This window comes from Pseudomonas fluorescens, from assembly GCF_902497895.1.
Lineage (GTDB): Bacteria > Pseudomonadota > Gammaproteobacteria > Pseudomonadales > Pseudomonadaceae > Aquipseudomonas > Aquipseudomonas fluorescens_BP.
The window spans coordinates 1-22,848 of sequence record NZ_CABVHQ010000062.1 but is presented as its reverse complement, the minus strand read 5'-3'; the positions used below and the strand labels follow the sequence as shown (position 1 = coordinate 22,848).

General features: G+C 60.0%; 20 protein-coding genes. 11 read left to right on the top strand and 9 right to left on the bottom strand.

Features of this window, described 5'->3' with window-relative positions:
• Positions 1-66: 66 nt before the first annotated feature.
• The 8 genes from rseP to rpsB all read right to left on the bottom strand — a co-directional run bounded on the left by rseP (position 67) and on the right by rpsB (position 7,539).
• A complete protein-coding gene (gene rseP / locus F8N21_RS24140) occupies positions 67-1,419 on the bottom strand; it encodes a sigma E protease regulator RseP (protein ID WP_150644515.1) in 1,353 nt (450 codons plus the stop codon).
• A 55-nt stretch (positions 1,420-1,474) separates the two neighbouring features.
• The gene (ispC, locus tag F8N21_RS24135; protein ID WP_150644514.1) at positions 1,475-2,665 is read right to left on the bottom strand and encodes a 1-deoxy-D-xylulose-5-phosphate reductoisomerase; all 1,191 of its coding nucleotides are present in this window, start codon (positions 2,663-2,665) and stop codon (positions 1,475-1,477) included.
• Positions 2,662-3,468, bottom strand: a complete 807-nt coding sequence (locus F8N21_RS24130) for a phosphatidate cytidylyltransferase (protein WP_150644513.1) — start codon at positions 3,466-3,468, stop codon at positions 2,662-2,664. The genes ispC and F8N21_RS24130 overlap by 4 nt, the downstream gene beginning before the upstream one ends.
• Positions 3,468-4,223, bottom strand: coding sequence for a polyprenyl diphosphate synthase (gene uppS, locus F8N21_RS24125; RefSeq protein WP_150644512.1), 756 nt, complete (start codon positions 4,221-4,223; stop codon positions 3,468-3,470). Before uppS ends, F8N21_RS24130 begins: the two co-directional genes overlap by 1 nt.
• Positions 4,224-4,236: 13 nt before the next feature.
• Entirely contained in the window at positions 4,237-4,794 is a 558-nt protein-coding gene (frr, locus tag F8N21_RS24120) for a ribosome recycling factor (RefSeq protein ID WP_150644511.1), read from the bottom strand.
• Complete coding sequence (gene pyrH, locus F8N21_RS24115) at positions 4,794-5,534, bottom strand: UMP kinase (protein ID WP_150644510.1); 741 nt, start codon at positions 5,532-5,534, stop codon at positions 4,794-4,796. Before pyrH ends, frr begins: the two co-directional genes overlap by 1 nt.
• Positions 5,535-5,740: 206 nt before the next feature.
• The gene (gene tsf, locus F8N21_RS24110; protein WP_150644509.1) at positions 5,741-6,604 is read right to left on the bottom strand and encodes a translation elongation factor Ts; all 864 of its coding nucleotides are present in this window, start codon (positions 6,602-6,604) and stop codon (positions 5,741-5,743) included.
• A 194-nt stretch (positions 6,605-6,798) separates the two neighbouring features.
• Positions 6,799-7,539 carry a 30S ribosomal protein S2 gene (gene rpsB / locus F8N21_RS24105; RefSeq protein WP_150644508.1) on the bottom strand — a complete coding sequence of 247 codons (741 nt, stop codon included), beginning with the start codon at positions 7,537-7,539 and terminating at the stop codon, positions 6,799-6,801.
• A gap of 382 nt (positions 7,540-7,921) precedes the next feature.
• On the opposite strand from rpsB, the gene map reads away from it, so the two are divergent.
• The 7 genes from map to F8N21_RS24070 all read left to right on the top strand — a co-directional run bounded on the left by map (position 7,922) and on the right by F8N21_RS24070 (position 16,419).
• Positions 7,922-8,704 (top strand): type I methionyl aminopeptidase, encoded by a 783-nt coding sequence (map, locus tag F8N21_RS24100; protein WP_150644507.1) that lies wholly within the window; start codon positions 7,922-7,924, stop codon positions 8,702-8,704.
• A gap of 42 nt (positions 8,705-8,746) precedes the next feature.
• The gene (locus F8N21_RS24095; RefSeq protein ID WP_150644506.1) at positions 8,747-11,449 is read left to right on the top strand and encodes a [protein-PII] uridylyltransferase; all 2,703 of its coding nucleotides are present in this window, start codon (positions 8,747-8,749) and stop codon (positions 11,447-11,449) included.
• Positions 11,450-11,483: 34 nt separating this feature from the next.
• Positions 11,484-12,683, top strand: a complete 1,200-nt coding sequence (gene dapC / locus F8N21_RS24090) for a succinyldiaminopimelate transaminase (RefSeq protein WP_150644505.1) — start codon at positions 11,484-11,486, stop codon at positions 12,681-12,683.
• A 517-nt stretch (positions 12,684-13,200) separates the two neighbouring features.
• Positions 13,201-13,563 carry an ArsC family reductase gene (locus tag F8N21_RS24085; protein WP_224788278.1) on the top strand — a complete coding sequence of 121 codons (363 nt, stop codon included), beginning with the start codon at positions 13,201-13,203 and terminating at the stop codon, positions 13,561-13,563.
• Between the two features lie 33 nt (positions 13,564-13,596).
• A complete protein-coding gene (gene dapD, locus F8N21_RS24080) occupies positions 13,597-14,631 on the top strand; it encodes a 2,3,4,5-tetrahydropyridine-2,6-dicarboxylate N-succinyltransferase (RefSeq protein WP_150644504.1) in 1,035 nt (344 codons plus the stop codon).
• Positions 14,632-14,809: 178 nt separating this feature from the next.
• Positions 14,810-16,015, top strand: coding sequence for an aminotransferase class V-fold PLP-dependent enzyme (locus F8N21_RS24075; RefSeq protein WP_150644503.1), 1,206 nt, complete (start codon positions 14,810-14,812; stop codon positions 16,013-16,015).
• A complete protein-coding gene (locus F8N21_RS24070; RefSeq protein WP_150644502.1) occupies positions 16,012-16,419 on the top strand; it encodes a SufE family protein in 408 nt (135 codons plus the stop codon). The genes F8N21_RS24075 and F8N21_RS24070 overlap by 4 nt, the downstream gene beginning before the upstream one ends.
• Before the next feature lie 110 nt (positions 16,420-16,529).
• Here F8N21_RS24070 and tcdA read toward each other — a convergent pair whose 3' ends face one another.
• Positions 16,530-17,342 (bottom strand): tRNA cyclic N6-threonylcarbamoyladenosine(37) synthase TcdA, encoded by an 813-nt coding sequence (gene tcdA / locus F8N21_RS24065; protein ID WP_412071673.1) that lies wholly within the window; start codon positions 17,340-17,342, stop codon positions 16,530-16,532.
• Between the two features lie 275 nt (positions 17,343-17,617).
• Here tcdA and F8N21_RS24060 point away from each other — a divergent pair, with 275 nt between their 5' ends.
• From F8N21_RS24060 to F8N21_RS24045, 4 genes are all read left to right on the top strand, one after another.
• Positions 17,618-20,206 carry a glycosyltransferase gene (locus tag F8N21_RS24060; protein ID WP_150644500.1) on the top strand — a complete coding sequence of 863 codons (2,589 nt, stop codon included), beginning with the start codon at positions 17,618-17,620 and terminating at the stop codon, positions 20,204-20,206.
• Between the two features lie 178 nt (positions 20,207-20,384).
• Positions 20,385-21,536, top strand: a complete 1,152-nt coding sequence (dapE, locus tag F8N21_RS24055; RefSeq protein ID WP_150644499.1) for a succinyl-diaminopimelate desuccinylase — start codon at positions 20,385-20,387, stop codon at positions 21,534-21,536.
• Positions 21,536-22,345, top strand: a complete 810-nt coding sequence (locus F8N21_RS24050; protein ID WP_150644498.1) for a putative RNA methyltransferase — start codon at positions 21,536-21,538, stop codon at positions 22,343-22,345. The genes dapE and F8N21_RS24050 overlap by 1 nt, the downstream gene beginning before the upstream one ends.
• 81 nt (positions 22,346-22,426) lie before the next feature.
• Positions 22,427-22,804 (top strand): hypothetical protein, encoded by a 378-nt coding sequence (locus tag F8N21_RS24045; protein ID WP_150644497.1) that lies wholly within the window; start codon positions 22,427-22,429, stop codon positions 22,802-22,804.
• The last annotated feature ends 44 nt before the right edge of the window (positions 22,805-22,848 follow it).

Here is a 22,848-nt window from a genome sequence, read left to right as displayed (position 1 = left end):
TTCTTATTCCAACTGGCAATAAACAAACTGCCGCAAAATGCGGCAGATTCGCAATTCAGCGAAGCGTTACAGTCGTCCCAGATCGTTGACCAGAGCCAGCAACATCACCCCGACCACCAAACTGATACCGATCTGTATCCCCCAACCCTGCACCCGATCTGACAAGGGACGACCACGCGCCCACTCGATCAGATAAAACAACAAATGCCCCCCATCCAGTACAGGAATGGGCAACAAATTCAGAACGCCCAGGCTAATACTCAGATAAGCCAGGAAATTCAGGAAATCAGCGACGCCCGACTGGGCAGAAGCGCCCGCCACTTTAGCAATGGTTATCGGTCCACTCAAGTTTTTTACCGAGAGCTCGCCGAACAACATTTTCTTTAGCGAATCAAGGGTCAGGACGCTCATGGTCCAGGTGCGTCGAGCACCCTCGCCAATTGCCTCCAGAGGACCGTAGCTGACCTCGCGGATCATGGCAGGTGGCCAGTCGACAGCTTTTACCCCTGCGCCCAGGTATCCGGTGGCGACTTTCGCCTTGCCCTTGGCAGCCAAAGTAACAGGGACGTCGATTTGAGCACCGTCACGCTCGACCCGCAGCACAATTCTGGTTTCAGGACGTACACGGACCTGATCAACCACTTGCTGCCAATCATTCAATGCCTGGCCATCGAGCGCCAACAGGCGGTCACCGGTTTTCAGCCCGGCAGCCTGGGCCGGCCCGTTCGGATCCAGCTCAGCCAACACCGGAGGCAAGGCCGGACGCCACGGACGAATCCCCAGGGAATGAATCGGATCGGGCTCGTCAGCACCTTTGAGCCACTTGTCCAATACCAGCTCACGAGGCGAGTCGGCGGTCGAACCTTCTTCACGCACCAGCACCTGCAGGGAACCACTTTCGCCCAACCTGCGTACCAGCTGCAGATTCACTGCGGCCCAACCCGTAGTCGGCTCACCATCGATCGCGACGATTTCCTGGCCCGGACTCAACCCGGCCTTGGCAGCAATACTGCCGATTTCTACGTTACCAATGACCGGTCGCACCTGCTCGCTACCGAGCATGGCCAAAACCCAGAAAAACACCAGGGCCAGCAAAAAGTTGGCAATCGGACCGGCCGCGACTATAGCGATACGCTGGCGAACCGACTTGCGATTGAAGGATTGATCAAGCTGATCGAGCGGTACGTCGCCTTCGCGCTCGTCGAGCATTTTCACGTAGCCACCCAGGGGAATGGCAGCGATCACGAACTCTGTGCCTTGACGATCATGCCAGCGCAGCAGAGGCATACCGAAACCCACAGAGAAGCGCAGAACCTTGACGCCGCAACGGCGCGCCACCCAAAAGTGGCCGAATTCGTGGAAGGTGACCAGCACGCCCAGAGCAACCAGGGTGCCGACAATCATATAGAGCGCGCTCATCTAACTTTCTCCGCATTCCTATCCAGTGCCGATACGCTCGGACCCGCCGCAACGTCTATCGCCCGTGGCGACTCAACCATTGTTCGGTCAGGGTGCGGGCTTTGGCGTCAGCCGAGAACACCGCGTCGAGCTCTTCGACGGCTACCACAGGCTCGAGGTTCAATACTTCCTCGATGATACTCGCGATCTCCGGGTAGCGGATGCGCCGTTCGAGAAAGGCTGCTACCGCTACTTCATTTGCTGCGTTCAACATGGCGGGCGCACTGTTGCCCGCCTCCGCCGCCTGACGGGCCAGCCGCAGGCAGGGGAAACGCTGTTCATCAGGCGCCTGGAAGTCCAGGCGCGCGATTGAGAACAGATCAAGGGGCGCCACGCCGGAATCGATTCGCTCTGGCCAGGCCAGGGCGTTGGCGATCGGCGTGCGCATATCCGGGTTGCCCAATTGCGCCAATACCGAGCCGTCGACGTAGTCCACCAGCGAATGAATCACGCTCTGCGGATGAATCACCACTTCGACCTGCGCAGGCAGGGCATCGAACAGCCAGCAAGCCTCGATCAACTCGAGGCCTTTGTTCATCATGCTCGCCGAATCCACCGAAATCTTGCGCCCCATCGACCAATTGGGATGGGCGCAGGCCTGCTCGGGCGTTACATGCTCAAGCTCGGCCAGCGGCGTCTGGCGGAACGGACCGCCCGATGCGGTCAGCAGGATCCGCCGAACCCCGACAGCCCCAAGCCCGCGGGCAAAGTCATTGGGCATGCACTGAAAAATCGCGTTGTGCTCGCTGTCGATCGGCAACAGCACCGAACCGCTCTTGCGCCCCGCCTGCATGAACAAGGCGCCGGACATCACCAGCGCTTCCTTGTTGGCCAGCAGAATCTTCTTGCCCGCTTCAACCGCTGCCAGGGTCGGACGCAAACCCGCCGCCCCGACGATCGCCGCCATGACCGCATCGACTTGAGGATCGGCCGCGATCTGGCACAACCCCTCCTCCCCCACCAGGACCCGAGTCTGCAGACCCGCCGCCAGCAGATCGTCCTGCAGCCGGCGTGCAACGCCGACCTCAGGAACAACCGCGAAACGCGGCATATGGCGCACGCACAAGGCGAGCAACTCCCTCAGCCGACTGAATCCGCTCAAGGCGAACACCTGGTAGCGCTCAGGGTGCCGGGCAATGACATCGAGGGTACTCAGGCCAATCGAACCGGTCGCCCCCAGCACAGTGATCTGCTGTGGGCGATTCACGGCGCAGCCACCCACAACAGGACGGCAAATATCGGAATGGCCGCGGTCAGGCTGTCGATGCGATCCAGCACACCGCCATGGCCCGGCAACAGATTGCTGCTGTCCTTGATCCCTGACTGACGCTTGAACATGCTTTCGGTCAGGTCACCGACCACCGAAATCAGCACGACAACCGCTGCGCCAATCAAACCCATCATCATCTGCGCCGCGCTCCAGTCACGGACAAGGCCGACGACGGCAGTGATCAGCAAACTGGCCAGCAAACCACCGTAAACCCCTTCCCAGCTCTTGCCCGGACTGACTTTTGGCGCCAGCTTGCGCTTGCCAAAGGCCCTGCCGGAAAAATAGGCGCCGATATCAGCTCCCCAGACCAGCACCATCACCGCCATGATCAGCCAGTTGCCCAAAGGCTGCTGCTTGATCAGGACCAACCCTTGCCAGGCCGGCAACAGGATCAACAGACCAATCACCCATTTGCTCGCCGCACTGGCCCATTGCTCACTGGTGCGCGGATAAGTCAGCACCAGGAAGGTCGCCAGCAACCACCAGATCACCGCTGCAGCCAGCACCCAAGGTGCCAGACCGGGCAGCACATGCATGAAAAACAGCAGCAGTGCGACCAGGGCCGCGTAGGCAATGCGGACCGGCTGGGCAGTAAATCCTGCCAGCCGCGCCCATTCCCAGGCAGCCAGGGTCACCACCAATCCAATAAACAACGCAAAGCCGGTGCCTTCCAGCAAGAAAAACCCGCACAAGGCGATCGGCAACAGGATCAGCGCGGTAATGATTCGTTGTTTAAGCATTAAGCCCGGGCTCCCGCTTCGACCTGTTCGCTCGTTTTACCGAAGCGGCGCTGGCGAGAAGCGTAATCGGCCAGCGCAGTGCGCATGGCATCGTGTTTGAAGTCCGGCCAGAACAGGTCGGAGAAATACAGTTCGGCGTACGCCAACTGCCACAACAGGAAGTTGCTGATGCGGTGTTCACCGCCCGTACGGATACACAGGTCCGGCAGCGGCAGATCGCCCGTCGCCAGACAGGTCTGCAACAATTCGGGGGTAATGTCTTCGGGGCGCAGATGTCCGGCCTGGACCTCGCGCGCCAGGCGCTGGGCAGCCTGGGCAATGTCCCACTGGCCGCCATAGTTGGCCGCGATCTGCAGGATAAAACGATTGCTGCCCGCCGTCAGTACTTCGACTTCGCGCATGGCCGCCTGCAACTCCGGATGGAAGCGCGAGCGGTCACCGATAATGCGCAGGCTGATGTTGTTGTCGTTGAGGCGCCGGGCCTCCCGACGCAGCGCCTTGAAGAACAAATCCATCAAGGCACTGACTTCGGCGGCCGGGCGCTGCCAGTTCTCACTGGAAAAGGCAAACAGGGTCAATACTTCGACCTTGGCCTCAGCACACACCTCAATGACTGCACGAACAGCATCGACGCCCGCTTTATGCCCGGCAACACCCGGCATAAAGCGCTTTTTCGCCCAGCGATTATTACCATCCATGATGATCGCCACGTGACGTGGCACCGAAGACAGTACAGCCTGCTTGGTCTTTTCCATGTAAACGCGACCCTTATACGGCCATCAGGTCCGCTTCTTTTTGCTTCACGGCCGCTTCGATCTCCGCCACGAACTTGTCAGTCAGCTTCTGGATCTCGTCTGCGGCACGGCGCTCTTCGTCTTCGCTGATCTCCTTCTCCTTGACCAGGTCTTTCAACTGGCTCAAGGCATCGCGACGAATGTTGCGCACCGCTACACGGCCGTCTTCTGCCGCTTCACGCGCCTGCTTGGTGAAGCCCTTGCGGGTTTCTTCGGTCAGGGCCGGCATCGAAATCAGCAGCAATTCACCCAGGTTGGTCGGGTTGAAGCCCAGCCCAGAGCTCTGAATCGCCTTGTCGACCGCTTGCAGCATGTTGCGCTCGAAAGCCACGACTTGCAGGGTACGGGAGTCCTTGACGGTAACGTTAGCCACCTGATTCAGCGGAGTGTCGGAACCGTAGTAAGGCACCATCACGCCACCCAGGATGCTCGGGTGGGCCTGGCCAGTGCGGATCCGGCTGAATGCGTGATGCAGCGATTCCAGGGATTTCTGCATGCGCTCTTGAGCGTCTTTCTTGATTTCGTTGATCATTATTCGCCTTCCTCGATCAGGGTCCCTTCAGCGCCGCCATGCACAATGTTCAGCAGGGCGCCGGGCTTGTTCATGTTAAATACGCGCAACGGCATCTTGTGGTCACGGCACAGGCAAATGGCCGTCAGATCCATCACGCCCAGCTTGCGATCCAGCACTTCATCGTAGGTCAGATGATCGAACTTCTCGGCATGCGGGTCTTTGAATGGGTCAGCGGTATAGACACCGTCAACCTTGGTTGCCTTCAACACCACGTCGGCATTGATCTCGATGCCCCGCAGGCAAGCTGCCGAATCGGTGGTGAAGAACGGGTTGCCGGTACCGGCCGCGAAGATCACCACGTCCTTGGCGTTCAGGTGACGCATGGCTTTGCGACGATCATAGTGATCGGTCACGCCCACCATGGAAATAGCCGACATCACGATCGCCGAGATATTCGCACGTTCCAGCGCGTCACGCATGGCCAGAGCGTTCATCACAGTCGCCAGCATGCCCATGTGGTCACCGGTCACCCGATCCATCCCCGCAGCACTCAGTGCGGCACCACGGAACAGGTTGCCACCGCCGATCACCAGACCGACCTGAACGCCGATACCGACCAGCTGGCCGACTTCCAGCGCCATGCGGTCCAGCACCTTCGGATCAATCCCGAACTCTTCCGAGCCCATCAGGGCCTCGCCGCTAAGCTTGAGTAGAATGCGTTTATAGCGAGCCTGATAACCACTGCCCTGCTGAGCCATTGCGAATCTCTCCTGCGGCGTATTTTCAAAAATTCTTGCAAGCTGTTTACAGCCAGCGTTCACTCTAGCTTGACGCTATCACAGCGCCGTCGGAACACGGCTTTGTAAGCCCGCTCCGAAGGGAAACCAATTAAATTGATCCCCATTTGAAAAGAGGCTGCGCGCGTGAGCGGGCAGCCTCTTCAGGGCGACAGTCAAAAACCGTCTTACTTCTTGCTGGCAGCCAGCTGGGCAGCAACTTCTTCAGCGAAGTTGTCGACCGGCTTCTCGATGCCTTCACCTACCTGGAAGCGGGTGAAGGAAACGATTTCAGCGCCACCTTTCTTGGCCAGATCGCCAACGGTTACTTCAGGGTTCTTGACGAACGCCTGGTTGACCAGACTGGCTTCGGCGAGGAACTTGCTGATACGACCAGCAACCATTTTCTCGACGATCTCAGCAGGCTTGCCTTTGATCTTGTCTTCGTTGAGGCTCATGAAAACGCCTTTTTCGCGTTCGATGGCTTCAGCGGAAACCTGCGACGGCAGCAGGAACTCAGGGTTGCTGGCTGCTACGTGCATGGCGATGTCTTTGGCCAGCTCAACGTTGCCGCCTTTCAGTGCCACGACTACGCCGATCTTGTTGCCGTGCAGGTAAGAACCTACTACGTCAGCTTCGATACGCGCCAGACGACGGATGTTGACGTTCTCGCCTACTTTGCCAACCAGTGCTTCACGAGCCGGCTCTTGAGCGGCGATCAGCGGAGCTGCGTCGGTCAGTTTGTCGGCGAACGCTTTTTCAACGCTGGCAGCGACGAAGTTCTTGAAGTCGTCTTGCAGAGCCAGGAAGTCGGTTTGCGAGTTGACTTCGATGATCACGGCAGCCTTGCCGTCTTCCTTGATGCTGATTGCGCCTTCAGCAGCAATGTTGCCTGCTTTCTTGGCAGCCTTGATGGCGCCCGAGGCACGCATGTCATCAATGGCTTTTTCGATGTCGCCGTCTGCCTTGGTCAAGGCTTTTTTGCAATCCATCATGCCTTCGCCAGTACGCTCACGCAGTTCTTTGACCAACGCTGCAGTAATCTCTGCCATTTTCAAAATCCTCTTGGATAGGTTTTCAACCATTCCACCCGAGCGAACGGGCGTTCAATTCTTGCCCCGACACACCTGGCAACCGCCGCATGACAAAAACCGCCACGGGCATTTCCATCAGATGGTTTTCGAGGTGGCAAAAAGGGGGCCAAGCCCCCTTTTTGCGTACTGAGTAAACGCTAAGCGTCAGTTACTCAGCCTTCAACTACCGCTGCCGGAGCGTCTTCGACGAACACTTCGGTGCCGCCAGCAACGTGGTTGCGACCACGGATTACCGCGTCAGCCATCGAACCCATGTACAGCTGGATAGCGCGGATTGCGTCATCGTTGCCTGGGATGATGTAGTCAACGCCGTCCGGGCTGCTGTTGGTATCGACAACGCCAATAACCGGGATGCCCAGCTTGTTGGCTTCGGTGATCGCGATGCGCTCGTGATCAACGTCGATAACGAACAGTGCGTCAGGCAGACCGCCCATGTCCTTGATACCACCCAGGCTACGATCCAGCTTCTCAAGATCGCGAGTGCGCATCAGCGCTTCTTTCTTGGTCAGCTTGGCGAAAGTACCGTCTTCGGCCTGGATTTCAAGGTCACGCAGACGCTTGATGGAAGCACGGATGGTTTTGAAGTTGGTCAGCATGCCGCCCAACCAGCGGTGATCGACGTACGGCGAACCGCAACGTGCTGCTTCTTCAGCAACGATCTTGCCAGCGGAACGCTTGGTGCCGACGAACAGAATCTTGTTTTTGCCCTGGGCCAGGCGCTCTACGAAAGTCAGAGCTTCGTTGAACATTGGCAGGGTTTTTTCAAGGTTGATGATGTGGATCTTGTTACGCGCGCCGAAAATGTATTTACCCATTTTCGGGTTCCAGTAACGGGTTTGGTGACCGAAGTGGACACCGGCCTTCAGCATATCGCGCATGTTGACTTGGGACATGATAGTTCCTTGATAAGTCGGGTTAGGCCTCCACGTATCCCAATGACCAACCAGCAGCATCAAGCTGAAGGCACCCAGGTCATCGTGTCGACACGTGTGTGGGTTTAAGCCTTTCGGGGCATCCCCGGAAAGCGGCGCATTTTATACCATAAGAAAGGCGAAAACGAAACCAGGATTCACACTTCCCGGTGTCCGCTTTTGCCCTGGCCTTGGAATCAGATCAGAATGCACCATTATTATAGAGTGAAGCGAAGGTCAGGCGGTCATGATTTGCCTCGACCGTCTGTTAGAATCGCATTTTTGGGACTGCGCCAGACGCAACATTCAGTCACGCAATCCCTCTTCCGTGTTTATTTGCGCCATTGAGCGCTAGAGAGCCTGTATGACCGTCACCCTCAAAACCCCCGAGGACATCGCAAAAATGCGTGTCGCCGGCAAACTGGCCGCCGATGTGTTGGAAATGATCGCCCAACACGTCAAACCCGGCGTCACCACCGAAGAACTGGACCGTATCTGCCACGACTATATCGTCAACGAGCAGAAGGCCATTCCTGCCCCGCTCAACTACAAAGGCTTCCCGAAGTCGATCTGCACCTCGATCAATCATGTGGTCTGCCACGGCATCCCGAACGAGAAACCGCTCAAGGATGGCGACACCCTGAACATCGACGTCACGGTCATCAAAGATGGCTATCACGGTGACACCAGCCGGATGTTCCACGTCGGCACCGTGCCAGTCTGGGCCGAGCGCCTGTCCCAAGTGACCCAGGAATGCATGTACAAGGCTATCGAACTGGTCAAACCTGGCTGCCGCCTCGGCGACATCGGCGAAGTCATCCAGAAGCATGCCGAGAAGAACGGTTTCTCGGTGGTTCGCGAGTTCTGCGGTCACGGCATCGGCAAGGTGTTCCACGAAGAACCGCAGATCCTGCACTACGGTCGCGCCGGCACCGGCATGGAGCTCAAGGAAGGCATGACCTTCACCATCGAGCCGATGATCAACCAGGGCAAGGCCGACACCAAGGTCCTGGGCGATGGCTGGACCGCGATCACCAAGGACCGCAAGCTTTCGGCCCAGTGGGAACACACCCTGCTGGTCACCGCTACTGGCTACGAGATCTTCACCCTGCGCAGCGATGACACTATCCCTCGCGTCTCGGCCTGATCTCCCCCGCTGTTCCCTATAGAAAGAAAGGAAAGCCAATCGATGCCGCAGGTGGATCCAGAACTCTTCGATCGCGGCCAGTTCCAGGCTGAACTGGCCTTGAAGGCCAGCCCGATTGCGGCCTTCAAGAAGGCTATCCGTCAGGCCCGCGAGGTGCTTGATGGACGCTTTCGCAGCGGTCGGGATATCCGCCGGCTGATCGAGGATCGCGCCTGGTTTGTCGATAACATCCTGCAAAAGGCCTGGGAGCAGTTCGACTGGAGCGACGACGCCGATATCGCCCTGGTGGCGGTCGGCGGCTATGGGCGCGGTGAGTTGCACCCCTACTCCGATATCGACCTGCTGATCCTGCTGGACAACGCCGATCATGAAATCTTCCGTGACTCCATCGAGCGTTTTCTAACGCTGTTGTGGGATATCGGCCTGGAAGTCGGGCAAAGCGTGCGTTCGGTGGACGAATGCGCAGAGGAGGCCCGAGCCGACCTGACAGTCGTCACCAACCTCATGGAAAGCCGCACCATTACCGGCCCCGAGCGGTTGCGTCAGCGCATGCTGGAAGTCACCAGCATCGCTCACATGTGGCCGAGCAAGGAGTTCTTCCTGGCCAAGCGCGCCGAACAAAAGGCCCGCCACCACAAGTACAACGATACCGAATACAACCTGGAACCCAACGTCAAAGGCTCACCCGGCGGCCTGCGGGACATCCAGACCCTGCTGTGGGTTGCCCGCCGTCAATATGGCACGCTGAACCTGCGCGCACTGGCTGGCGAAGGCTTTCTGGTGGAGAGCGAAAATGCCCTGCTGGCATCGTCCCAGGAATTCCTCTGGAAAGTCCGCTACGCCCTGCACATGCTGGCCGGTCGTTCCGAAGACCGCCTGCTGTTCGACCACCAACGCTCGATCGCCGGCTTGCTGGGCTTCGAGGGTGAGGACGCCAAGCACACCATCGAAAGCTTCATGCAGCAGTATTATCGAGTGGTCATGAGCATTGCCCAGCTCAGCGACCTGATCATCCAGCACTTCGAGGAAATCATTCTCGCACCGGCAGATGAAGCGCCACCGCAACCGCTCAACTCGCGCTTCCAGCTGCATGACGGCTACATCGAAGTCACCCGGGTCAATGTGTTCAAGCGCACTCCGTTCGCCATGCTGGAGATGTTCCTGCTGATGGCTCAGCACCCGGAGATCAAAGGGGTTCGCGCCGATACCGTGCGTTTGCTGCGGGAAAACCGTCATTTGATCGACGATGATTTCCGCAAGGACATCCGCAATACCAGCCTGTTCATTGAATTGTTCAAATGCGAAATCGGCATCCACCGCAACCTGCGACGGATGAACAGGTACGGCATTCTAGGCCGCTATTTGCCGGAGTTCGGCTTCATTGTCGGCCAGATGCAGCACGATCTGTTCCACATTTATACGGTCGATGCCCACACCCTGAACCTGATCAAACACCTGCGCAAACTGCAGTACACCCAGGCTTCCGAGAAATTCCCGCTGGCCAGCAAACTCATGGGCAAGCTGCCCAAGCCCGAGTTGATCTACCTGGCCGGCCTGTATCACGACATCGGCAAGGGTCGGCATGGCGACCATTCGGACATTGGCGCAGTGGATGCCGAAGCGTTTTGTGCGCGCCATCAACTGCCGCAGTGGGACACCCGACTGATTGTCTGGCTGGTGCAAAATCACCTGGTCATGTCGACCACCGCCCAGCGCAAGGATCTTTCCGATCCACAGGTGATCCATGACTTCGCGCAAATCGTCAGCGACGAAACCCACCTCGACTACCTGTACGTACTGACCGTCGCCGACATCAACGCAACCAACCCGACCCTGTGGAATTCCTGGCGGGCCAGCCTGTTGCGTCAGCTCTACACCGAGACCAAGCGCGCCTTGCGCCGCGGCCTGGAAAACCCGGTGGACCGCGAAGAGCAGATCCGCCAGACCCAGAGTGCCGCGCTGGACATCCTGGTGCGCGGCGGCACCGACCCGGACGACGTCGAACAGCTCTGGGCGCAATTGGGCGATGACTATTTCCTGCGTCATACCGCCGGCGACGTGGCCTGGCACAGCGATGCGATCCTGCAGCAGCCTGCCGACGGCGGCCCGCTGGTGCTGATCAAGGAAACCACCCAACGGGAATTCGAGGGCGGCACCCAGATCTTCATCTACGCGCCGGACCAGCACGACTTCTTCGCCGTGACCGTGGCCGCGATGGACCAGCTCAACCTGAACATCCACGACGCCCGGGTTATCACCTCCAGCAGTCAGTTCACCCTCGACACCTATATTGTGCTCGACACCGACGGCGATTCGATCGGCGACAACCCGGTACGGGTCAAACAGATCCGCGACGGCCTGACTGACGCCCTGCGCAACCCGGACGACTACCCGACCATCATCCAGCGCCGGGTGCCACGCCAGCTCAAGCACTTCGCCTTCCCGCCTCAGGTCACCATCCACAACGATGCCCAGCGTCCGGTGACCGTCCTTGAGCTGAGCGCCCCGGACCGGCCCGGCTTGCTGGCGCGGATTGGCAACATCTTCCTCGAGTTCGACCTGTCGCTGCAGAACGCCAAGATTGCCACCCTAGGCGAGCGCGTGGAGGACGTATTTTTCATTACCGACGCGAATAACCAGCCGCTGTCCGACCCGCAGCTGTGCAGCCGTTTGCAGGACGCAATCGTCGAACAGCTGAGCGTCAGCCATGAACCGCATATCGAACTGTCGCGCATCAGCATTTAGCCGCGCGCCATGACCTGAGTGAGATCCGCCAGCAATGAACAACGCTCTGAACCAGTTGCAACCCTACCCGTTCGAGAAACTCCGCGCCCTGCTCGGTGCCGTGCAGCCGGCTGCAGACAAACGCCCGATTGCCCTGTCCATCGGCGAGCCGAAACACCGCTCACCGGGCTTTGTTGCCCAAGCGCTGGCCAGCAACCTGGACCAGATGGCGGTGTACCCGACCACGCTGGGCATTCCCGCCCTGCGCGAAGCGATCGCTCATTGGTGCGAGCGCCGTTTCAGCGTGCCCGCCGGCTGGCTCGACCCGGCGCGCAACGTACTGCCGGTCAACGGCACACGGGAAGCACTGTTCGCCTTCACACAGACCGTGGTCAACCGCAGCGATGAAGCGCTGGTGATCAGCCCGAACCCCTTCTACCAGATCTACGAAGGTGCAGCCTTCCTCGCCGGGGCCCAGCCGCACTACCTGCCGTGCCTCGACGAAAACGGCTTCAATCCGGACTTCGACGCGGTGCCGGCCGAGATCTGGCAGCGCTGCCAGATCCTGTTCCTGTGCTCGCCAGGCAACCCGACCGGCGCGCTGATCCCGCTGGACACCCTGAAAAAGCTGATCGCCCTGGCCGACGAGTTCGACTTCGTGATCGCCGCCGACGAGTGCTACAGCGAGCTGTATTTCGACGAACAAACGCCGCCTCCGGGCCTGCTCAGTGCCTGTGTTGCCCTGGGCCGCGAGGACTTCAAGCGTTGCGTGGTGTTCCACAGCCTGTCCAAGCGCTCCAACCTGCCTGGCCTGCGTTCCGGATTCGTCGCCGGCGATGCACAAGTGCTCAAAGCGTTCCTGCTGTATCGCACCTACCATGGCTGCGCCATGCCGGTCCAGACTCAGCTTGCAAGCATCGCGGCGTGGAACGACGAAGAACATGTACGCGCCAACCGCACGCTGTATCGGGAAAAATTCGATGCGGTGCTGGAAATCCTCAGCCCGGTACTTGATGTACAGCGCCCGGATGGCGGTTTTTACCTCTGGCCGAATGTCGAGGGGGATGACGCCGAATTCTGCCGTGAGCTGTTCGCACAAGAGCATGTGACGGTGGTGCCAGGTTCGTACATGTCCCGTGAAGTCGAGGGTTTTAATCCGGGCGCCGGCCGCGTGCGGATGGCGCTGGTTGCGCCGCTGGCGGAATGTGTCGAAGCGGCAACGCGGATTCGCGACTTCATCCAGCGTCGGCGATAACAACACCTTCTGCAGGAGCTGCCGCAGGCTGCGGTCTTTTGATTTTCGACGGCCTTCAAAATCGCCAAAAGATCGCAGGCTTCGCCAGCTCCTACGCCGACCGTGTATACCCGCGCTTGCCTGTAGGAGCTGCCGCAGGCTGCGAACTTTTGATTTTCGACGGCCTTCAAAATCGCCAAAAGATCGCAGGCTTCGCCAGCTCCTACGCCGACCGTGTATACCCGCGTTTGCCTGTAGGAGCTGCCGCAGGCTGCGATCTTTTGATTTTCAGCGCCCTTGATGACGCCAAAAGATCGCAGCCTGCGGCAGCTCCTACGGAATCGCGTGTAGCCGCAGTTTCACCTGCGGCCCATATTAGCGGCTTATGCTTGCGGCCGACCGCTGAACAAAAATCCCAGTTGACTTGGGATCCAGTAACACAATGCGACAAAGGTCGGCCGCCGCCGACGCCGAAACCGCCCGGTCATGGCATAATCCGTCACCTTTGGTTTCCAGCACCTGTAAAGGGGGCAATTCCTTGACCGCTTCAAGCAAAACGTTGCACCTTTTCGGCATCAAAGCCTGCGACACCATGAAAAAGGCGCGCACCTGGCTCGATGAAAACGCTGTCAGCTATGACTTCCATGATTACAAAACGGCCGGAATCGACCGTGAACACCTGACCCAGTGGTGCAACGAGCACGGCTGGCAAGTGGTATTGAACCGTGCAGGGACGACCTTTCGCAAACTCGAAGACGAACGCAAAGCCGATCTCGACCAAGCGAAAGCCATCGAACTGATGCTCGCACAACCCTCGATGATCAAGCGCCCGGTGCTGGATCTCGGTGACAGAACCCTGATTGGCTTCAAGCCAGATATCTACGCGGCAGCTTTTGTATAAGCCTGCCCGTTCATTATTGTAAGAGGTAACTGCATGTCCACTACCCTGTTCAGCCTGGCATTTGGTGTCGGCACCCAGAATCGTCAAGGCGCGTGGCTGGAAGTGTTTTACGCTCAGCCGTTGCTCAATCCATCGGCCGAGCTGATTGCCGCCGTTGCTCCGATCCTGGGTTACACCGAAGGCAATCAGGCCATCGCCTTCACCATCGCCCAGGCCGCGCAACTGGCCGAAGCCCTGAAAGCCGTCGATGCCGCTCAAGCTGCCTTGCTGACCCGTCTGGCTGAAAGCCACAAGCCGCTGGTCGCCACCTTGCTGGCAGAAGACGCACAGCTAAGCTCCACTCCCGAGGCCTACCTCAAGCTGCACCTGCTGTCCCATCGCCTGGTCAAGCCCCACGGCCTGAACCTGGCCGGGATTTTCCCGCTGCTGCCGAACGTGGCCTGGACCAGCCAGGGCGCGATCGACCTCGCAGAACTGGCCGCGCATCAACTCGAAGCCCGCCTGCGCGGCGAGCTGCTGGAAGTGTTCTCGGTGGACAAGTTCCCGAAAATGACCGACTACGTGGTACCGGCCGGCGTGCGTATCGCTGATGCCTCACGGATTCGCCTGGGCGCCTATGTCGGCGAAGGCACTACCGTGATGCACGAAGGTTTCGTCAACTTCAACGCCGGCACCGAAGGCCCGGGCATGATCGAAGGTCGCGTCTCGGCCGGCGTATTCGTCGGCAAGGGTTCCGATCTGGGCGGCGGCTGCTCGACCATGGGCACCCTGTCGGGCGGTGGCAACATCATCATCAAGGTCGGCGAAGGCTGCCTGATCGGCGCCAACGCCGGGATCGGCATTCCATTGGGCGACCGCAACACCGTCGAGTCCGGCCTGTACGTGACTGCCGGGACCAAAGTGGCGCTGCTCGACGAGAACAACCAACTGGTCAAAGTGGTCAAGGCCCGTGAACTGGCGGGTCAATCCGACCTGCTGTTCCGCCGCAATTCGCAGACCGGTGCCGTGGAATGCAAAACCCACAAATCGGCCATCGAACTGAACGAAGCGCTGCACGCTCACAACTAAGCAGAGCGTCAAACGATCACCTGTAGGAGCAGCCGGGCGGCGTTCCGTTTGCTCGCGATGGACGTAAACGATAACGCGCGTCACCAGACAGCACGTGTCGTCCATGTGTTCTTCGCGAGCAAGCTCGCTCCTACAGGGTCAGGCGTACACCCGCCCATGTTCAGCAGGGCTCAATAGCATGATGATTGCCTCTCCCTGGCGCGCCGATTTCCCGGCCATCGCCGCTCTGCAACGGCAAGACCAGACCTATCTGGACAACGCCGCCACCACTCAGAAACCCCAGGCCTTGCTGGACGCCCTGACACACTATTACGCCAACGGCGCGGCCAATGTGCATCGGGCCCAACACCTGCCCGGCGCGCACGCCACCCAGGCATTCGAAGACAGTCGCGGCAAGGTTGCCCAGTGGCTGAATGCCGGCACTGATGGGCAGATCATTTTTACCCACGGCGCGACCTCTGCGCTGAACCTCCTGGCCTATGGCCTGGAACACCAATTCAATCCGGGCGATGAAATTGTCATCAGCGCCCTGGAACACCACGCCAACCTGTTGCCCTGGCAGCAAATGGCCCTGCGTCGCGACCTTGAGCTGATCGTCTTGCCATTGGACGCCGATGGCCTGATCGATCTCGAGGCCGCAGCCAGCCTGATCGGCCCGCGCACTCGCCTGCTGGCGGTCAGCCAGCTGTCCAACGTACTCGGGGCCTGGCAGCCATTGCCGGCCCTGTTGACGATGGCCAGGACCCATGACGCGCTGACCGTGGTCGATGGCGCCCAGGGAGTGGTCCATGGCCGCCACGATGTGCAGGCGCTGGATTGCGACTTCTATGTATGTTCCAGTCACAAGCTCTACGGGCCGGACGGGCTTGGCGTGCTGTATGGCCGCAATGAGGCTTTGCGCCAGCTGCGTCACTGGCAATTCGGCGGTGAAATGGTGCAGAACGCCGACTATCAGCACGCCTCCTTCCGCCCCGCCCCGCTCGGTTTCGAAGCCGGAACGCCGCCGATTGCCAGCGTTATCGGCCTTGGCGCGACCCTCGACTACCTGAACGGGCTCGATCAGCGAGCGGTAGACGCCCATGAGGCCGCCTTGCATGCCTATCTGCTGCACGGTCTACATGCGCGCAAAGGCATTCGCCTGCTAGGTAAACCGCAAGTGGCGCTGGCCAGTTTTGTCGTCGAGGGTGTGCATAACTCTGACGTTGCGCACTTGCTGACCGAACAGGGCATTGCCGTGCGTGCTGGCCATCATTGCGCGATGCCATTGCTGAAAAGCTTCGGCCTGCCGGGGGCGATTCGGGTATCCCTGGCGTTGTACAACGATTCCGAAGATCTGGAGCGCTTCTTTACCGCGCTGGATCAAGCCCTGGAGCTGCTGCGATGAGCCTGCCCGGTGAAGCACTGAGCGCGCTGAAAACATTCCAGGCCGCCGCGGGGTGGGAGCAGCGCGCACGTCTGCTGATGCAGTGGGGCGACCGGCTGCCAGCCTTGAACGAGGCGGACAAGACCGACGCCAACCGGGTGCATGGCTGCGAAAGTCAGGTCTGGTTGATCGGCGCCTTGCAGGACGGTCACTGGCAGTTTGCTGCGAGCAGCGATGCGCGGTTGATTCGCGGCCTGGTGGCGCTGCTGCTGGTGCGAGTCAACGGGTTGTCGGCGCAAGAGTTACAGCAAGTGGATTTACCGGACTGGTTTAACCAGCTAGGCCTGAGTCGGCAGTTGTCGCCTTCGCGCAGTAATGGCCTCAACGCTGTGCTACAGCGGATGCGGAGCCTCAGCGACGTGTAGGAGCTGCCGCAGGCTGCGATCTTTTGATCTTGGCGTCCGTTCAGAGAACGCGCAATCCGCCGAAAAGATCGCAGCCTTCGGCAGCTCCTACAGGGGCTCCCGGTCAACCTTCAAACCACAGGTTTGACCCGTTCCGCCGGCCGCCGCACGCCCGCAACGATCTTGTCCACCGCCTTGGTCGCCGCGACCATGCCGAAGGTCGCCGTGACCATCATCACCGCGCCAAAACCACCGGCGCAGTCGAGCTTTACCCCATCGCCGACAAAACTCTTCTGCAGGCAAATGCTGCCATCCGGTTTCGGATAGCGCAGTTGTTCAGTGGAAAATACGCAGGGCACGCTGTAATGGCGGGTCACGGTGCGTGAGAAGCCATAGTCGCGGCGCAAGGTAGAGCGAACCTTGGAAGCCAGCGGATCATTGAAGGTGCGGTTCAGGTCACAGACTTGAATCAGCGTCGGATCGATCTGCCCGCCGGCACCGCCGGTGGTGATGATCTGGATCTTGCGGCGCTTGCACCAGGCGATCAGCGCCGCCTTGGCGTTGACGCTGTCGATGCAGTCGATCACGCAATCGATATCCGGGGTGATGTACTCGGCCATGGTCTCGCGAGTGACGAAGTCGGCCACCGCATGCACCGTGCAATCCGGGTTGATCCCGCGCAGGCGTTCGGCCATCACCTCGACCTTCGCCCGGCCGACAGTGCTGTCCAATGCGTGCAACTGACGATTGCTGTTGCTTACACACACGTCATCCAGGTCGAACAGCGAGATCTCGCCCACCCCGCAGCGGGCGATGGCTTCCGCCGCCCAGGAGCCGACTCCGCCCACCCCAATGATTGCCACATGGGCCGCGCGCAAACGCGCAAGGCCTTCAATGCCATACAAACGGGCGACGCCAGCAAACCGCGGATCTTCTGTACTCATGACCATTACCCCAAAAACCGGCGCGCATTATAGAGCCGGCGAGGCTAAAGACCACACAGCAAGGTACGAACGGCCACAAGCATCAACTTAATGCCCTACTCGAGATAAGAATTTACCTACAACGCATAATGAAAGAACTTTACCGGACCTGGATTGCCTAACGTCCGGTCTTTTTCTGTTCGCTGTACGATCACTCTAGGGCCAGTGTAGGATGCGCGCCGCTTGGCACCTGCCGGCAGTTCTTCGTTCCACTCCCTTTGGAACCCGAAATCTCTATGTCATCGCGTAAATTTGGACTCAACCTGGTAGTGGTGCTGGCGATTGCCGCGCTGTTCACCGGCTTCTGGGCGCTGGTCAATCGCCCGGTCACAACGCCCAACTGGCCTGAACAGATCTCCGGTTTTTCCTACTCGCCATTCCAGCAAGGCCAGTACCCTCAGAGAAACCAGTACCCGTCCGACGATGAAATGCGTCGCGACCTGGAGATCATGAGCAAGCAGACAGACAATATCCGCACCTATTCGGTGGACGGCACCCTGGGCGACATTCCCAAGCTGGCCGAAGAGTTTGGCCTGCGGGTGACCCTGGGGATCTGGATCAGTCCGGATCTGGAGCGCAACGAGCGCGAAATCCAGCGCGCCATCGAGATCGCCAACAGCTCCCGCAGCGTGGTGCGAGTGGTTGTCGGTAACGAGGCGATTTACCGCAAGGAAATCACCGCCGAGCAATTGAGCGTGATGCTTGATCGCGTGCGCGCGGCAGTCAAAGTGCCAGTAACCACTTCCGAACAGTGGCACGTCTGGGAAGAGAACCCGAGCCTGGCCAGGCACGTCGACCTGATCGCCGCTCACGTACTGCCTTACTGGGAATTCGTTCCGGTGGAAGAAGCCGGGCAGTTCGTCCTCGATCGCGCCCGCGACCTGAAAAAGATGTTTCCGAAAAAACCCTTGCTGCTGTCCGAGGTTGGCTGGCCGAGCAATGGCCGCATGCGTGGCGGTGCTGACGCGACCCCGGCCGATCAGGCGATCTACTTGCGCACTCTGGTGAACAAGCTCAACCGCCAGGGCTACAACTACTTCGTGATCGAAGCCTTCGACCAGCCATGGAAGGCCAGCGATGAAGGTTCGGTGGGCGCCTACTGGGGCGTCTACAACGCCGCACGCCAGCAGAAATTCAACTTTGAAGGACCCGTGGTCGCGATCCCGCAATGGCGGGTCCTGGCCGTCGGTTCAGTGGTGCTGGCGATGCTCTCGCTGGCCTTGCTGTTGATCGACGGCTCGGCCCTGCGCCAGCGAGGCCGGACCTTCCTGACCTTTATCGCGTTCCTCTGCGGTTCGGTGCTGGTGTGGATCGGTTACGACTACAGCCAGCAATACAGCACCTGGTTCAGCCTGACGGTGGGCTTCCTCCTCGCCCTCGGTGCGCTCGGGGTGTTTATCGTGCTGCTGACCGAGGCCCACGAACTGGCCGAGGCGGTCTGGACCCACAAACGTCGGCGTGAATTCCTGCCGGTGGTGGGCGATTCGGACTACCGACCGAAAGTCTCGATCCACGTGCCCTGCTACAACGAGCCACCGGAGATGGTCAAACAGACCCTCAACGCCCTGGCCAACCTCGACTATCCGGACTTTGAAGTCCTGATCATCGACAACAACACCAAGGACCCGGCGGTCTGGGAACCGGTGCAGGCCTACTGCGAAACCCTCGGTCCGCGCTTCAAGTTCTTCCATGTCGCGCCACTGGCCGGCTTCAAGGGCGGCGCACTGAATTACCTGATTCCGCACACGGCTCCAGATGCCGAAGTCATCGCGGTGATCGACTCCGACTACTGCGTCGACCCGAACTGGCTCAAGCACATGGTGCCGCACTTCGCCGACCCGAAAATCGCCGTGGTGCAGTCCCCTCAGGATTATCGAGACCAGAACGAAAGCACCTTCAAGAAGCTCTGCTACTCGGAATACAAGGGTTTCTTCCATATCGGCATGGTCACTCGCAACGACCGTGACGCGATCATCCAGCACGGCACCATGACCATGACCCGCCGTTCGGTGCTCGAAGAACTGGGCTGGGCCGACTGGTGCATCTGTGAAGATGCCGAACTGGGTCTGCGGATCTTCGAAAAAGGTTTGTCGGCTGCGTATTACCACACCAGCTATGGCAAGGGCCTGATGCCCGACACCTTTATCGACTTCAAGAAACAGCGTTTCCGCTGGGCCTATGGGGCGATTCAGATCATCAAGCGGCACACTGCCAGCCTGATTCGCGGTAAAGACACCGAACTGACCCGTGGCCAGCGCTATCACTTCCTCGCGGGCTGGTTGCCGTGGGTCGCGGACGGCATGAACATCTTCTTCACGGTCGGTGCCCTGTTGTGGTCGGCGGCGATGATCATCGTGCCGCAACGGGTCGATCCGCCGCTGTTGATCTTCGCAATCCCGCCCCTGGCGCTGTTCGTGTTCAAGGTCGGCAAGATCATCTTCCTCTACCGTCGTGCGGTCGGGGTCAACCTGAAGGATGCATTCGCGGCGGCGCTGGCCGGTCTGGCGTTGTCCCACACCATCGCCAAAGCGGTGTTGTACGGGTTCTTCACCAGCAGCATTCCGTTCATTCGTACGCCGAAAAATGCCGCTACTCACGGTTTTTGGCTGGCGATCTCGGAAGCCCGGGAAGAGATGTTCATCATGCTGATGTTGTGGGGCGCGGCGCTGGGCATCTGCCTGGTGCAGGGCCTGCCAAGCTACGACATGCGCTTCTGGGTCGCCATGTTGCTGGTGCAGTCGCTGCCGTATCTGGCGGCGCTGATCATGGCCTTCCTGTCTTCGCTGCCTAAACCGGCACCTGACACAGAGCCAGCGACTGCCTGATCTGTTATTGGATAAGGTTAAACGGCGGCCTTCGGGCCGCCGTTTTGCTTTAGAATGGTCGCCTTTTTCCACGGTAGGAGCTGCCGCAGGCTGCGATCTTTTGATCTTTAAAATCAACAGATCGCAGCCTGCGGCAGCTCCTACGGGTTTATCGTGCTGCGCACACCGGAGCTTTTACATGACGGCCCACGCCGACCTTTCGCCGACCCTCCAACTCGCCTGCGACCTGATCCGCCGTCCCTCGGTGACGCCGATCGACGCCGATTGCCAGAAGCTGATGATGCAGCGTCTGGGCGATGCCGGCTTCAAGCTGGAGCCAATGCGCATTGAAGAGGTGGATAACTTCTGGGCGACCCACGGTAAACACCCTGGCCCGGTACTGTGCTTCGCCGGCCACACCGACGTGGTCCCGACCGGCCCCGTGCAAGCCTGGCAGACCGATCCGTTCGATGCGCTGATCGACGAACACGGCATGCTCTGCGGCCGTGGCGCGGCGGACATGAAAGGCAGCCTCGCGGCGATGCTGGTGGCGGCCGAGCGCTTTGTTGCCGATTATCCGGACCACAAGGGCTCGGTGGCCTTCCTGATCACCAGTGACGAAGAAGGTCCGGCCCATCACGGCACCAAAGCGGTGATCGAGCGCCTGGTCGCGCGCAAGGAGCGTCTGGACTGGTGCATCGTCGGCGAGCCGTCGAGCACCACGCTGGTCGGTGATGTGGTCAAGAATGGTCGTCGCGGCTCCCTCGGCGCCAGGCTCACCGTCCGCGGTGTACAGGGCCACGTAGCCTACCCGCACCTGGCGAAGAACCCGATCCATCTCGCCGCCCCGGCCCTGGCCGAACTGGCCGCCGAGCACTGGGACCACGGCAACAGCTTCTTCCCGCCGACCAGCTTCCAGATCTCCAACCTGAATTCCGGCACCGGCGCGACCAACGTGATCCCCGGTGATCTGGTCGCCGTGTTCAACTTCCGCTTTTCCACCGAGTCCACTGTCGAAGGCCTGCAAAAGCGCGTCGCCGATATCCTCGACAAGCATGGTCTGGACTGGCATGTGGAGTGGGCGCTGTCCGGCCTGCCCTTCCTCACCGAACCGGGCGCACTGCTCGACGCGGTGTCGGCGAGCATCAAGGCCATCACCGGGCGCGAAACCCAGGCTTCCACCAGCGGTGGCACCTCCGATGGACGCTTCATTGCGACCATGGGTACCCAAGTGGTCGAACTGGGCCCGGTCAACGCAACGATCCACCAGGTCAACGAACGCGTGCTGGCCAGCGACCTCGACGTGCTGACCGAAATCTACTACCAGACCCTGATCAAGTTGCTCGCCTGATGCTCACCTGCCCGATCTGCAGCGAACCGCTGAACGCGGTGGACAACGGCGTGGCCTGCCCCGCCGGGCATCGGTTCGACCGCGCCCGGCAGGGTTACCTGAACCTGCTGCCGGTGCAGCACAAGAACAGCCGCGATCCTGGGGATAACCAGGCGATGGTCGAAGCCCGTCGCGATTTCCTCAACGCCGGCCATTACGCGCCAGTGGCCAAGCGTCTGGCCGAACTGGCCGCAGAAGTCGCGCCGCAGCGCTGGCTGGACATCGGTTGTGGCGAGGGTTATTACACCGCGCAAATCGCCGAAGCCCTGCCCAATGCCGAGGGTTACGCCCTGGATATCTCCCGCGAAGCGGTGAAACGCGCCTGCCGACGCAATCCGCAGCTGACCTGGTTGATTGCCAGCATGGCCCGTGTGCCCTTGGCCGATGCCAGCTGCCAGTTCCTCGCCAGCGTATTCAGCCCTCTCGACTGGCTTGAGGCCAAGCGCCTGCTCAGCCCCGGCGGCGGCTTGATGAAGGTCGGGCCGACCAGTGGCCATCTGATGGAATTGCGTGAGCGCCTGTACGATGAGGTGCGTGAATACACCGATGACAAGCATCTGGCACTGGTGCCCGATGGCATGCAGTTGCAACACAGCGAAACCCTCGACTTCAAGTTGACCCTGGCCAGCGGTCAGGATCGCGCCAACCTATTGGCCATGACACCCCACGGCTGGCGCGCCAGTGCCGAACGGCGGGCGAATGTCATCGAACAGGCCGAGCCGTTCGAGGTCAGCGTGTCAATGCGCTACGATTACTTCGTTCTTCAGTAATCCTTAATTCATGGCCTTGAGCATCGCTTGAGGCCGACTAAATCCGCGAATGGATTTTTCAGACCCGCATTGAGGACATCCATGCGCCAGCCCGATATCGAGATTTACCTGAAAGACGCCGACGTCGACTACAAGGCCATCGCCGCGTGGCTCGGCACGGCCCTGGGGCCTTGCACCGACTGGGTGCAGAGGGGCCAGACCTACAAATGCAAGGCCGGCAATGTGCCAGTGACCTGGCTGCCGAAGGCCGTGGGCAAGTGGAACAGCCTGCACCTGGACAGCGACCAGACCCAATGGGACGACGACATTGCCTGCGCCCGCGCAGCTTTCGCCGCGCTGAACGTGGAAGTGCGTTGCGCGCCGGGTTCCTGGGTCGAGGACGAAGGCGAGGAGTCGGCGGATCGCTGGATTCGGATCAGCGCCGATGGTGAAGAAGAGATTACCTGGAAAACCGCTTAAAGGCCGTCACCGAACCTGTGGGATGCCCCGATCCAGTGTGGGAG

What these genes read in the sequence shown, in the direction of transcription:
- rseP (WP_150644515.1), bottom strand. Translation starts at nt 1,419, where the DNA reads ATGAGCGCGCTCTATATGATTGTCGGCACCCTGGTTGCTCTGGGCGTG.
- F8N21_RS24130 (WP_150644513.1), bottom strand. Translation starts at nt 3,468, where the DNA reads ATGCTTAAACAACGAATCATTACCGCGCTGATCCTGTTGCCGATCGCC.
- uppS (WP_150644512.1), bottom strand. Translation starts at nt 4,223, where the DNA reads ATGGAAAAGACCAAGCAGGCTGTACTGTCTTCGGTGCCACGTCACGTG.
- frr (WP_150644511.1), bottom strand. Translation starts at nt 4,794, where the DNA reads ATGATCAACGAAATCAAGAAAGACGCTCAAGAGCGCATGCAGAAATCC.
- pyrH (WP_150644510.1), bottom strand. Translation starts at nt 5,534, where the DNA reads ATGGCTCAGCAGGGCAGTGGTTATCAGGCTCGCTATAAACGCATTCTA.
- tsf (WP_150644509.1), bottom strand. Translation starts at nt 6,604, where the DNA reads ATGGCAGAGATTACTGCAGCGTTGGTCAAAGAACTGCGTGAGCGTACT.
- rpsB (WP_150644508.1), bottom strand. Translation starts at nt 7,539, where the DNA reads ATGTCCCAAGTCAACATGCGCGATATGCTGAAGGCCGGTGTCCACTTC.
- map (WP_150644507.1), top strand. Translation starts at nt 7,922, where the DNA reads ATGACCGTCACCCTCAAAACCCCCGAGGACATCGCAAAAATGCGTGTC.
- F8N21_RS24095 (WP_150644506.1), top strand. Translation starts at nt 8,747, where the DNA reads ATGCCGCAGGTGGATCCAGAACTCTTCGATCGCGGCCAGTTCCAGGCT.
- dapC (WP_150644505.1), top strand. Translation starts at nt 11,484, where the DNA reads ATGAACAACGCTCTGAACCAGTTGCAACCCTACCCGTTCGAGAAACTC.
- dapD (WP_150644504.1), top strand. Translation starts at nt 13,597, where the DNA reads ATGTCCACTACCCTGTTCAGCCTGGCATTTGGTGTCGGCACCCAGAAT.
- F8N21_RS24075 (WP_150644503.1), top strand. Translation starts at nt 14,810, where the DNA reads ATGATGATTGCCTCTCCCTGGCGCGCCGATTTCCCGGCCATCGCCGCT.
- F8N21_RS24070 (WP_150644502.1), top strand. Translation starts at nt 16,012, where the DNA reads ATGAGCCTGCCCGGTGAAGCACTGAGCGCGCTGAAAACATTCCAGGCC.
- tcdA (WP_412071673.1), bottom strand. Translation starts at nt 17,342, where the DNA reads ATGAGTACAGAAGATCCGCGGTTTGCTGGCGTCGCCCGTTTGTATGGC.
- F8N21_RS24060 (WP_150644500.1), top strand. Translation starts at nt 17,618, where the DNA reads ATGTCATCGCGTAAATTTGGACTCAACCTGGTAGTGGTGCTGGCGATT.
- dapE (WP_150644499.1), top strand. Translation starts at nt 20,385, where the DNA reads ATGACGGCCCACGCCGACCTTTCGCCGACCCTCCAACTCGCCTGCGAC.
- F8N21_RS24050 (WP_150644498.1), top strand. Translation starts at nt 21,536, where the DNA reads ATGCTCACCTGCCCGATCTGCAGCGAACCGCTGAACGCGGTGGACAAC.
- F8N21_RS24045 (WP_150644497.1), top strand. Translation starts at nt 22,427, where the DNA reads ATGCGCCAGCCCGATATCGAGATTTACCTGAAAGACGCCGACGTCGAC.